Source organism: Emticicia sp. C21 (genome assembly GCF_003418935.1).
GTDB lineage: Bacteria > Bacteroidota > Bacteroidia > Cytophagales > Spirosomataceae > Emticicia.
Genome location: NZ_QVMT01000003.1, coordinates 103867 through 115619 on the forward strand (window position 1 = coordinate 103867; position 11753 = coordinate 115619).

The 11753-nt window shown below is 39.3% G+C and carries 11 protein-coding genes; 2 read left to right on the top strand and 9 right to left on the bottom strand.

Annotation, left to right across the window (positions count from 1 at the left end):
- The first annotated feature begins 13 nt into the window (after window positions 1-13).
- The gene (locus D0T08_RS08130; protein WP_116982124.1) at window positions 14-3022 is read left to right on the top strand and encodes a PVC-type heme-binding CxxCH protein; all 3009 of its coding nucleotides are present in this window, start codon (window positions 14-16) and stop codon (window positions 3020-3022) included.
- 198 nt (window positions 3023-3220) lie between these two features.
- Window positions 3221-3505 (top strand): SelT/SelW/SelH family protein, encoded by a 285-nt coding sequence (locus tag D0T08_RS08135; protein ID WP_116982125.1) that lies wholly within the window; start codon window positions 3221-3223, stop codon window positions 3503-3505.
- A gap of 133 nt (window positions 3506-3638) precedes the next feature.
- On the opposite strand, the gene D0T08_RS08140 is transcribed toward D0T08_RS08135, so the two are convergent.
- From D0T08_RS08140 to D0T08_RS08180, 9 genes are all read right to left on the bottom strand, one after another.
- A complete protein-coding gene (locus tag D0T08_RS08140) occupies window positions 3639-4238 on the bottom strand; it encodes an intradiol ring-cleavage dioxygenase (protein WP_116982126.1) in 600 nt (199 codons plus the stop codon).
- A 222-nt stretch (window positions 4239-4460) separates the two neighbouring features.
- Window positions 4461-5216: a LytTR family DNA-binding domain-containing protein gene (locus D0T08_RS08145; protein ID WP_116982127.1), complete on the bottom strand. Its 756-nt coding sequence runs from the start codon at window positions 5214-5216 to the stop codon at window positions 4461-4463.
- Window positions 5213-6280 (bottom strand): sensor histidine kinase, encoded by a 1068-nt coding sequence (locus D0T08_RS08150; RefSeq protein ID WP_116982128.1) that lies wholly within the window; start codon window positions 6278-6280, stop codon window positions 5213-5215. Before D0T08_RS08150 ends, D0T08_RS08145 begins: the two co-directional genes overlap by 4 nt.
- Window positions 6277-6786 carry a hypothetical protein gene (locus tag D0T08_RS08155; RefSeq protein ID WP_116982129.1) on the bottom strand — a complete coding sequence of 170 codons (510 nt, stop codon included), beginning with the start codon at window positions 6784-6786 and terminating at the stop codon, window positions 6277-6279. The genes D0T08_RS08150 and D0T08_RS08155 overlap by 4 nt, the downstream gene beginning before the upstream one ends.
- A 6-nt stretch (window positions 6787-6792) precedes the next feature.
- On the bottom strand, window positions 6793-7272 hold the full coding sequence (locus D0T08_RS08160; RefSeq protein ID WP_116982130.1) for a hypothetical protein: 480 nt from the start codon (window positions 7270-7272) through the stop codon (window positions 6793-6795).
- A gap of 2 nt (window positions 7273-7274) precedes the next feature.
- Window positions 7275-7628 (bottom strand): hypothetical protein, encoded by a 354-nt coding sequence (locus D0T08_RS08165; protein ID WP_147322733.1) that lies wholly within the window; start codon window positions 7626-7628, stop codon window positions 7275-7277.
- Window positions 7629-7654: 26 nt separating this feature from the next.
- Entirely contained in the window at window positions 7655-9148 is a 1494-nt protein-coding gene (locus D0T08_RS08170) for a hypothetical protein (protein WP_116982132.1), read from the bottom strand.
- A gap of 183 nt (window positions 9149-9331) precedes the next feature.
- Entirely contained in the window at window positions 9332-10402 is a 1071-nt protein-coding gene (locus tag D0T08_RS08175; RefSeq protein WP_116982133.1) for an SO2930 family diheme c-type cytochrome, read from the bottom strand.
- A 58-nt stretch (window positions 10403-10460) separates the two neighbouring features.
- Window positions 10461-11642 carry a parallel beta-helix domain-containing protein gene (locus D0T08_RS08180; protein ID WP_116982134.1) on the bottom strand — a complete coding sequence of 394 codons (1182 nt, stop codon included), beginning with the start codon at window positions 11640-11642 and terminating at the stop codon, window positions 10461-10463.
- Between the last annotated feature and the right edge of the window lie 111 nt (window positions 11643-11753).

Consider the following 11753-nt stretch of genomic DNA (forward strand, 5'->3'; position numbering starts at 1 on the left):
TACAACCTGTTCAATGAAAAAATCAATCATTTTTTCTCTCTCTGTTTTATTACTGGCCGGAGCCTGTAAACAAGCCCCTAAAACGCTTCCTGATGAAGAATATGCCAAACTATCTGACGAAGACAAGCGTAAACCCGAACATGCAGTTGACGGTATACAATTAGCTGATCCTGATTTAGAAGTAACGTTGTTTGCCTCTGAACCCATGATGATGAACCCTACCAATATGGATATTGATGCCAAAGGTAGAGTATGGATTTGTGAGGGGTATAACTATCGCAATAAGCTTAATCCGCAGAATCCTTATAACAAAAAGGGCGACAGGATTCTGATATTGGAGGATACTGATAAAGACGGTAAAGCCGATAAAACAACTGTATTTTACCAGGGCGAAGAAATCAACTCGGCTTTGGGAGTATCAGTTTTAGGTAATAAAGTAATTGTTTCGTGTAGTCCTAACGTTTTTGTATTTACTGACGAAAACGGTGATGATAAAGCAGATAAGAAAGAAATACTTTTCTCGAATCTGAAAGGAAATCAACACGACCACGCTATTCATGCCTTTAGTTTCGGGCCTGACGGCAAATTGTATTTCAATGGCGGTAATGAGGTTGAGACTTTGCATGATAAAAATGGAGTTGAGCTTAAAGATGACTTAGGCAGACCATTCTCTACTTATAGACAAGGAAAAGTGTATAGATGTAATCCGGATGGCTCGAATGTTGAGTTATTAGGACAGAATTTCAGAAATAACTACGAAGTAGCAGTTGATTCGTATGGCAGAATGTGGCAGTCGGATAACGACGATGATGGAAACAAAGGCGTGCGTATCAACTATGTAGTAGATTATGGTAATTACGGTTTCAAAGATGAAATGACAGGCGCAAGCTGGCAGGAACGCCGTACCAATTGGGAAAGTGAAATACCGCTACGCCACTGGCATTTGAACGACCCGGGTGTTATGCCTAACCTTCTGCAAACTGGTGCTGGCTCGCCAACGGGTATGATTGTGTATGAAGGTGATTTATTGCCGGAGAAATACCGTAATCAGGTAATCCACTGCGATGCAGGGCCGAATATTGTACGCTCATATGCTGCTGAAAAAGATGGCGCAGGTTTCAAAGCGACCATTAATAATATCCTTGACGGCTCAAAACGCGACCAATGGTTCCGTCCATCGGATGTGACGATGGCGCCTGATGGCTCTATCTTTGTAGCAGACTGGTATGACCCGGGTGTGGGTGGCCACGCCATGGGAGATAGCCTACGAGGACGCATCTACAGAATTGCCCCAAAGGGTGAAAATTATTCAGTACCGACTTTTGATTTTGAAACACCGGAGGGTTGTGTAAAAGCTTTGCAGAATCCGAATATTGCCGTTCGCTACCTGGCTTGGACAAAGCTCAATAGCCTACAGAAAAAAGCAGAAGATGCTTTGGTAGACCTATGGGAATCAGACAATTCTCGTATGCGTGCCAGAGCTTTGTGGTTACTAGGCAATATCAAAGGAGAAGAAAAGAAATATATTGATGCGGCATTGGCTGATAAAGATGAAGACATCAGAATTACAGGTATCCGTCTGGCTCGTGAGTTGAAAATGGCGGATATTGCCATGCTGAAAAAACTATCGGAAGACCCATCTCCACAAATTCGTAGAGAGGTTCTTTTAGCGCTTCGTCATAATACAAGTCCTGAAGCTGCTGATATCTGGACGACCTTAGCTACTCAATACGATGGCAAAGACCGTTGGTATTTAGAGACACTAGGTATTGCTGCGGATAACCAATGGGATGCTTTTTTTGCGAAATACATTGCCCGTGTTGGAGATAAATGGAAAGTTGATAATAGTTCAAAAGATATTGTATGGAGAAGCCGCTCAACAGATAACGTATATCGTTTGGCTGAATTGGCTAAAACTGCTACCGGTGCTGATAAACTACGATATTTCAGAGCCTTTGATTTCCAGACAAGCCCAGACAAAACCAAGGTATTATTCGGTATGTTAGATGGGGGCAATGCACCTGCAGATATTAAAACCTTAGTATTTAAGCATCTGGATATTGAAAGTGCCAAGAAAGATCCATTATATGCCAGTTTATTGCCGAAAGTATTAGAGGGCATACAGAATCCGGCTGATTATCTTGACCTTGTGAAACGTTATCAGTTAAAAGACCAATCGCCACGTCTGGTGAATATGGCAATGATTGATAGTGTGTTTGGAGGAGAAGCTGCCAGAACGCAGGTAAGAATCAACGGTATCGGTGAGTTTCAGAAGTTAACCAAGAGTAAGGATGAAGCCGTGGTGCTGAAAGCCATTAATATGTATGGCAGTGTAGATGATAAGCCGGTAACCGATTATCTGATAACCTTATTCAATAATAAGAGCCTGAGCCAACCAGTGCGTGAAAGAGCCATGCAGGCGATGAATGGCTGGAATAGCGAAGAGATTCTATGGGATTTGGTAAAAGCTAAGAAAGTACCGGAAGATGTAATGCCGATAGCTAAAAAACTATTATTGGGTACCTGGCATGGCGATATTCGCACCGAAGCTATGAAAATGTTTGGTGCTGATATTGATAAGTCAATAGGCAATGTAAGTGATTTAGTGAAACTGGCAGGTGATGCTAATAAGGGCCATGAGGTATTTAAAATGTATTGCGCAACCTGCCACGTAGGCAAAGGTGAAGGCACCAACTTTGGCCCGGCCTTGTCGGAAATTGGCAGTAAATTATCTAAAGAGGCATTGTATACGGCCATTATGAACCCAAGCCAGGGAATTAGCTTTGGCTTTGAAGGCTTTAAGGTGAAATTGAAAAACGGCACCGAAGTGGATGGTATGATTCTGACCAAGACCGAAAACGAGATAACGATGAAAGCTTTGGGTAGTGCAACACCAACTACTTATAAGCGTTCAGAAATTGCTTCTCAAGATGCCTTGAAAGAATCATTAATGCCTAAATTCCCACTTCAGAAACAGGAATTTGTGGATTTAGTAGAATATTTATCGACATTGAAAAAATAAAATCTTAGGTTCACCGTGTCACGCCTCTACTCGGATTAATAAGGGCGTGGCACGGTTAACTGGGGAGTAGCTTACAATTAAGAAACATTTGCTAGCTTATTTCACATGCAACGCAATAACTAAAATATAATTCTCTGGAATGCCTAACTGTGCCACGCCTTATTACGGACGAGTATAGGCGTGACACGGTAAACCAATATGAAACCAAAAATCACTTTAGAATATTGCCCCAAATGCCATTGGCTGATGCGTTCAGCTTGGATGGCACAGGAACTCCTGACTACTTTCGAAGAAGAGTTAGGAGAAGTAAGTCTTCGCCCTAGCGAAGTAGCAGGGAGGTTTCAGGTCATACTAAATGAAGAGGTAATCTTCGACCGTAAACGCGAAGGTCACTTTCCAGAAATAAAAGAGCTTAAGCAATTGGTAAGAGACTTGGTTGCACCTGAAAAGTCTTTGGGGCATAGTGATAGAAAAAGCGGTTGAAACCGGAAAATGATAAATGTAAAATGCAAAACCGAAAAAGGAAAAAAAGTGAAACGATACTCTTTCAAATCTTTTATAAAACCCCTTTTACATTTTTCTGTTTTACATTTAGCATTTTTCGGTTTAAAACATATTACTCATAATTAGGGATATTCCGTCCAAGAACAATATCTCGTTTCCCAATCCAAACGCCTGTATCATTTTTAGTAAGCTTAATAAGGCCGCTTCCTCCTCGGTTTTCGTCGCGGGCTATTTCTTCTTTGGTTAAGAATTTATCTCCTTCAAACCGGTATTCGTCTATATAATATTCAGTTTTACCAGGCTCTTTAATAGTAGGGTGGATATGCGCCGGAATGGTTGCATTAGGATAAGAAGCAGGTCTGATGCTAACAAGTTTATATCGGCCTAAATTATCGGTTTTTACCCATCCCCGAAGTTTGCCATGACGTTTGGTGCATGCATCGCCCGTACCTCTTGAATAATTACCTTTTGCGTCGGTATGATAGACATAGAGAATCACGTCAGGGGCAGGTGTTTTGCCATCTTTCTGATAGATGATTCCTGTAATCTCCATAGGCTCACCTTCCTCATCTTTATCCGAAATCCGGGTTGCCCAGGATAAGTTGGCGGGCATTCTTTGATAAATAGCTTCACAGCATTCACAAGGACCACCTACTTTTTTTTGAGCTGATAGTCCAAAGGGTAATAAGAGCATTAAAACTAACTTTTTCATGTTGAAAATGTTTAAAAATGAACAATTGATAAAAAAAAGCAAATAGCCAGCTAAATGATAAAGTCGTAAACTCTATCATTACCCTTATTTTAAGCATTACATACAGATGTTTAAATAATTGAGCGAGTTAGTGATTGAGTGATTTGTTAATTGCTTTAATAAATAAGTGATTGTCAGATAGTATGTTTTTTTAATCACTCATTCACTAATTCACAAAATCACTCAATGTATTAAGTTCTCCTTATAATTCCGGCTCATGCGTAATACCTTAGTGTTTTTTAGTATTACTGAGTAATCGCCGTTGAAGTGTGATTGTATTTCTTTAATAAAATTGATATTGACAATAGTGGAGCGATGGATTCGTACAAAAGTCTTAGGATTGAGTTTTTGCTCAAAACTAGACAGCGTTTCATATAGCAGATGCTTCGATTTCTCGGTTTGCAGGCATATATAATTCCCCTCGGCTTCTATATATATCAGGTCAGCAGTTTTTAATAATTGTATCCGTCCACCATCTTTTACTGTCACAATTTCGGGATAGTTAGGCTGGGCAAATTGCTGAAAAAACTGACTATATTTATCAAAAATGGGAGTTAAATCTTGTTTATTGGTTAATTGTAATTGCTTTAATGCCTTCTGAAAAGTTTTGTCGAAACGCTCTTTATCAAAAGGCTTTAGCAGGTAATCAATCGCATTGGCTTCAAAGGCTTGCAGAGCATAGTTATCAAAAGCTGTTACAAAAATAATGAGTGGTAATTTATCTGTATTCAGGCTTTTGGCTAATTCTATTCCATTCAGTTCTGGCATCTGAATATCAAGAAAAACCAAGTCTGGTTGGTGTTTATCTATAGATGCTAGCGCCTCTTTACCATTTTTACAAACAGCTACCACTTGTGCCTGCGGATAATCCTGCAATTGTTTTTGCAGAATTTCTCTGGCTATCGATTCGTCGTCGGCTATCAGAACTTTGTAGGTCATTTTAATAGGGGTAAAGTGATAGTTACCGTAATGCCGTTGTCGGGGGTATTGCTTGCAATATCGAGTGTTGCTTCTTCGCCAAAAAGATTCTTCAAGCGTTCCTGAGTATTCATCAATCCAATGCCAAAGCTGAAATGCTGAAAGGTTTCAATACCATTGTCTTTTACCAATAATTTCAGTTTGTTTTGCCCATTCTGTGCCGAAATCTCTATTTTACCTTGTTTGGCAAATGGCTCAATGCCATATTTTACTGCATTTTCCACCAAAGGTTGCAGGAGCATAGGCGGTACAAAAACTTTCTGTAATTCGTTATTGATAAGTATCTCATAATCTAACCGTTCTTCAAACCGTACTTTCAGAATATCTAAATATAATTGCAAAAGATGTACTTCGTTTTTAAGTGGAACGAGATCATCGTTATTTTCTTTCAGACTCAGGCGTAACAAATCGCTTAGTTTCATCAGCATTTTAGTGGCCTTTTCGGTATCTCCTTTTTGCATTAAGCCAATGATATTATGATGCGTATTGAAAAGAAAATGCGGTTGTAACTGCATTTTCAGAAAGCCTAGTTTGGCATCAGATAACTGTTTTTCGAGATAAGCTTTATCCACCTGCGCCTGTTGAAACTGACGGAAGATACTATAAGCTTTATGCGCTGCCAGAATTATCCAATAATTGACAAACTCATTAAAAAGAGAAACCGCCAGATTCCGTTTGAAAATAACATGAAATTGTGTTTGTCCGATAAACAGATTCCAGAACCAGGTAACAAGTACTGAATAAACTATTACGGCAAGAAAACTGATACCCAAAGAAATCAATAGATTCAATAATAGATTCCGGACTAGATGAGGTGATTGCAGAGGTAACTTTTCTCCTAGCCAGAACACCACAAAAGTGATGGGTATATATAGCAACCATTTAATCTTGAAAATCAAAGTATCAGCCCATACTACAGGATGGCCCCTTAAAGCACTGAACAGCAAGTCTTGCCCAATCATTAATAAAGTAACGATAAGCCAGAATGCCGGAATCAGGTAGTATTTGAGTTGCTTGATTTTCATTCTACTGTTTTCTTCTGAACTCTGTTGAGCGTATAGTTAAAATGCTCATTGCCTGTCAGAATGTTTTTATCATTATCCAGGAAAAACAATACATTGTCATCTCCTTTCAACAGGTAAATAGTTTGCTGGTTAGCTGCTTCTAAAGCAAACACAAAGTCGTCGGAGTCTTCTTTTGTGCCTTTTATAATATGCCAGTTGCCTTTACGGATATCCTGTCTGAAAAACGAACCCTCTAAAACATAGGTAGTAGGAGCTTGTGTATCAGGATTCTGATAAAGATAGAGCCCCCATTTAGTTTTAAAGCATTCCGGCGAAACCTCTTTTTTTAAGGTAGCAGCTAATTCCTGGCACGCTCCTCTTCCCTCGAAAACACCGTAAACATCTTTGCCTGATGGAAAAGGTTTAGACGAAGTAGTCGGATAAGGCTCATTTTCTACACCTTTCGTTTGGGGATAGGCATTGAAACAGGTTAGAACCACTATAAATTTTAGCATGATATTTTTCATAATTTATCAGAGTTTTGCTTTACTAAAGGTATAACTATAACCTGAGTTTCCTATCATCAGTCCACGTTGACTGTCTAATAGATGAATGGAATTATCGCTCAATTTAACAAAAAGCAGATTCTTGTCTATACCATGCAATGTAACCTGATAAACAATGGCATTGGGCTTGGTTTTTGTGCCTTTCTGAATAGTCCAATGGCCTGAAAACTCAGCTTTCTTCTCATCTATAAACCCGCTTGTGTTCGATCTACTCATGCCAAATCGATAGACTAATTTCACGGCCGCAGGTGCATTGGCTTTCTGCGGTGAAAGGGTCATAGTCCATTTGGTAAAATCACATTCCTTATCATCTTTAATGCCCAATAAAGGTTTGATAATGTTCCCACAGGGGCTTGTTCCAACAAAAGTTGCAAATGGTTTGACTTCCTGTGCATAAGCCACAAAAAATACTCCGTTGAGGATTAACAATTGAATGATTTTTTTCATAGTTAAAGTTCTCTTTTTTTGCCGTCTTTATCAACTAATACCAGTTTGGTGCCATCCTTTTTTGCCAGGGCATGTAGACCTACTTCGGTTGAATTGTTAAGCAAAACCAAACCCGAACCGTTTTCGTCTGCACCTAATTTTACGCGGATGGTACCTGTTTTATCTATCAATCGCATAATTACGGAACCATCGTCTTCAGTTTTGAATGAAACGCGTTTTACACCTGCTTTGTCGACCAGTTCAAATTCTTTTACTCTGATTTTATCGAAGTTTTCCTCACTGGGTTTGGCTGCAATAAACAGCATTAACAATAAGTTAAAGGCGCTAAGCAAGATTGGCAATCGTTGATTTTTCATTGTTTTATCTATTTAGAGTTGAAGTATCAGAAATTTAATAGAGAGGTAAAATTTTCTTTATCCGTATCGAAATTGACGAATTTTTTTGTAATAACCCGCTTTTTATAGGCAAAAATGGTATTCTTTACTTTTGGATTTATTTCGTAAACTCCTGCCGTTTCTGCATCAGTCGGAGAGGAGATAAAAGTAAAGGCTACATTCTTTAAGTTTAATTTTTTAGCGTAATCGCTTAGTTTTTGTTTTAGTAGACTTTCATTCTCATGTTTGGGATTCATGAAAACAATAAAGGTTTTCCAGTTATTGGCGTTTTTAGTCAGGTATTGAGCCTCAAGAAAACTTAGCATCTTCTCATAATCTTTTAAGTCGTCGTTTATCCAAACCATGAGTCCTTCGGTTTTAGCACCGTATTTACACATAGGGCAGGTTTTAGTGCCTTTGTCTTTGCCTGATACATGATAAGGGTCGAAAGCAGGCGCGCCTTCACCTACAGCAATGCCGGAATTTTGTGCCATAGCATTGAAAGTAATAAAAAAGATAAGAAATGATGCCTGGAGCATAAGGCGGGATGATTTCATAACAGGAAATTTTTTGCTGAGGAAAAAGAGTAAAATGCTACCGAAAAATAAACAAAACAGATTAAAAATCAAAAATTCAATATCAGATTTTTCAGAGGCTACTTTCGATAAATCAGTCCGATTCACTTTAATCACTCTTACCTGATTGAGATCATTATTTTCTAATACCCATAGATTACCAACTTTATCAAATAAGCCACCTGTAGGATGCCAGCCTAACGGACTAGTATAAGCAATAGTGACTTTCCCGTTGGGAGCAATTTTGCGGATTTCACGGTTTTCGTAGATAGTTACATAAACATTTTCATTGTTGTCTGTCCACATGCCAAATACACTATGATTAGGCGTAAGCCTCAATTTATGGCCTCGTACATCGTCTACGTTCAGAGAAACCATTGTTACTTTGCCGTCTTTTATTTTCATTAAGTCGTTATCATCCACATAATAGAAAGTGCCATCATCCTGGCAATACTGCCAGCGTACATCAGTTGTTTTAAGGGTCTGCACGATGGCTACCTTACCATCCGGAGTACGTTTCATGAGAATACTCTCTTTTTTGCCGCGTTCTATCCAATACATATTCTCCTGAGCATCGCGGGTGAAGCTATAATTGCTCAAAAAACCTTCGGTATTAGGTATTACTTTGGTGAACTGGCCTTTAGCATTATATTTCCATACAAAATGTCCCCATTTATCAATGGCTTCGCCTTCATACCAGAGATTTTCTCCAAATAGGTTGTCCTGTTTATCCATATAGAGTTCATGGGTATGAACGTTCGGTACTACTATGGTTTTGGTTTTACCGTCAGCTGATACTTTCCAGACTTTGGCTAAGTCGGTGTAGAATATCTCTCCTTTGGAATTAGTAACAATACCTATACCTGGGTGTGCCAGAATATTAACAGAGACTGAAAGACAAATGATGATGAATAATAGCTTTTTCATAATCCTTAATGATTTTGATGAACAAATCTATAAGGGATATAGAAGCTATTAAATGAGATTATGATAAGACGATGGAATGGTGTGGTGAGGTGAGGGAAAAATGCCCCAGCCCCTAAAGGGGAGTTCTTGCAAAAACAACTTTGGCGATTTAACGGTCAATCATTATGGAAAATGTAGTACGATTTAAGGCTTCTTCATCTGTTTTATCCACTCTTTCATCAATTCTATACCTTCTTTGTGGTTGGTTTTTCGGCCTACTTCGGGCATCATTTCGCCGGGATCGGTTGATTCTATGCGATATAATAAGATGGATTCATCAGGCTTACCCGGTACAATATCAAATTTACGATTACCCGACCCACGACCTGCCGCTACAGGTGTTTTAAGAATACCCATAGCTAAAGGGTCTGTTTCATGAATACTCAGATTTAAACCGGAAGTCTGGGCGGGTCCGCCTAACCGATGGCAATGCGCACAGTTAATATCTAACCAGATGCGTGCCCTTTCTTCGATGCTTCCTGATTCCGGTTTGTTCCAGACAGGAGCTTTAGGTACTTGTTCGATGGCCGGTAAGTCTTGAAGGATACCTGTTTTTTGCCAGGCTGTTAACTGATTTTCTGTGCCTTCCGGTAATCCCCATGCCCGATAATTACCATTGAGTTGTCGGGCTGATGGACCGATTGGTGACATCTGCTCACTACGGTTGTGACAGCCCTTACACTGATTCAGATTCGGTATGCTGTATTCATGTTTCTTCTTTTTGCCGTTCAGGTCAATATAGCTTACTTCTTTGGTATCACCTGCTACTTCCAGAAAGGCATCAGTTTGCTCATCATTCCAGACATAAACCAGTGCTTTCCAGCCATCATTTTCATGGATTAACAGACGGGTTTCCATAATTCTGCGACCTTTATCTGTATTTCTGAAATCGTTGGGATAGTAGAAAGTTTTAATAAGCGTTGTTCCTACCGGAAAGCTTAATACTTCTTTGTCGTTGTAAGTCGCTTTTGTGCTTTCAGGTAATTTGACAAAGCGTAGTTTTTCAGCATAATCGCTGAAAAGAGGGGTATTAAGTGAAAAAGGGATTACACCTTTAGCGGGTTTTTGTTCGGCTAGGGTGCCTTCAAAAAAGGAATAGTCTGAGAGTTTTTCCTTGGGCATGCTTGGTTGTATTTCCTGTTTAACATCCTGTTGATTGAAGGAAGACAAACCAAAAATGCCCAGGGCTATCAATAATAATACGAATCTTTGCATTGAGAATAAAAGAAACAAGAGCGACTAAGAGTCCTCAAATCATTCCATGGTATGTGTTTTAATCAATTTTTGCCATTTTCAGACTTTCCAGACTGCAGTCATGTGCCGAGGCATCGCGGGAAACATTCTTGAAATTATTCGCTACATCTAAATTGGCAAAACTTACATTTTTATTGTTTTTGATACACAAAACTTTGGTAGGATTTTTTGCGTCTACAATGCCATCCCACTGGATATGTGGTACGTCTTTACCAAATCTCAGTTTGAATCTATACATCTGTCCGAAACGACCCTTTCCGGTAGCTTTAACGTTCTCACGCTCATAAACATTGTCATGAATATTAATAGCTTCCGGATATGGATAATAAGTCGGGTCTTTGATAGGATTTTCTGTAGTGAAATACGAGATAATTCCTGTGCTCACTGACTTGTTGTTTACAATCTGATTATCGAATATCTCTACATGATTGGCCGCTAAAATCAGTATGCCAGTGCCATCAGGTACTTTACCTACGATATTACCTTTTGGGGCAAAATTAGGTAGGTTGTTGTGGTGAATATTGTTTTTATAAACACGCGTATAGCCGCCTTTTTTCAGAATCAAATCTGGTAAGTCGAAAACAAGAATACCACCGGTGTTTTCGGTAGCTTCATTTTCGTATACATCAGCATTCAGAGAGTTTTCAATCTCGATGCCTGCCACATTGTGGTAAGCACGTGATTTACGTACAATAATATCTTTCGACTGCCCTACATAGATGCCCGCATCAGAAGCGCCGATGGCTTCACAGCCCTCAATCAATACCTTTTCACATTGAACTGGATACAGTCCATAAGAGCCATTTTCTTTTTTAGGTTTGCCTGTCCATTCAGTTTTTACGTTTCTGAAAGTGATGCCCTTTACATTCATGGTTTTTACGGCATCACCTTTGCTATCCTGCACGGTCAGGTCTTCGATAATGATGTTTTCAGCATTGGAAACCCGGATTCCCTCGGCGCCTTCGGTTTGTCCTTTGAACGAAAGAATGGTTTTGTCTTTACCTTTTCCTTTGATGGTGATGTTCTTTTTACCTTCCATTGAGAGGCTGGCCGAGAAAGTGAACGAGCCTTCATCTAACTGAATCGTAGAACCGTTTTCAGCCATGATAAACTGTGTCTGATAGCGTTTCTGCACGTCTTTTTGTGCAAAGCCCACGGCACTAATCAAAAGTGAACTTAGTAGAAAAGCGATTTTTTTCATGAGTATAATAGGATTGAATGAACAGACTTCAAAGTAGGCAGAATTTATTGAGATAAGTATTTGATAAATGTCAAATAAAATGGCAGATATTGCCTCTATTAACCGCCTGAA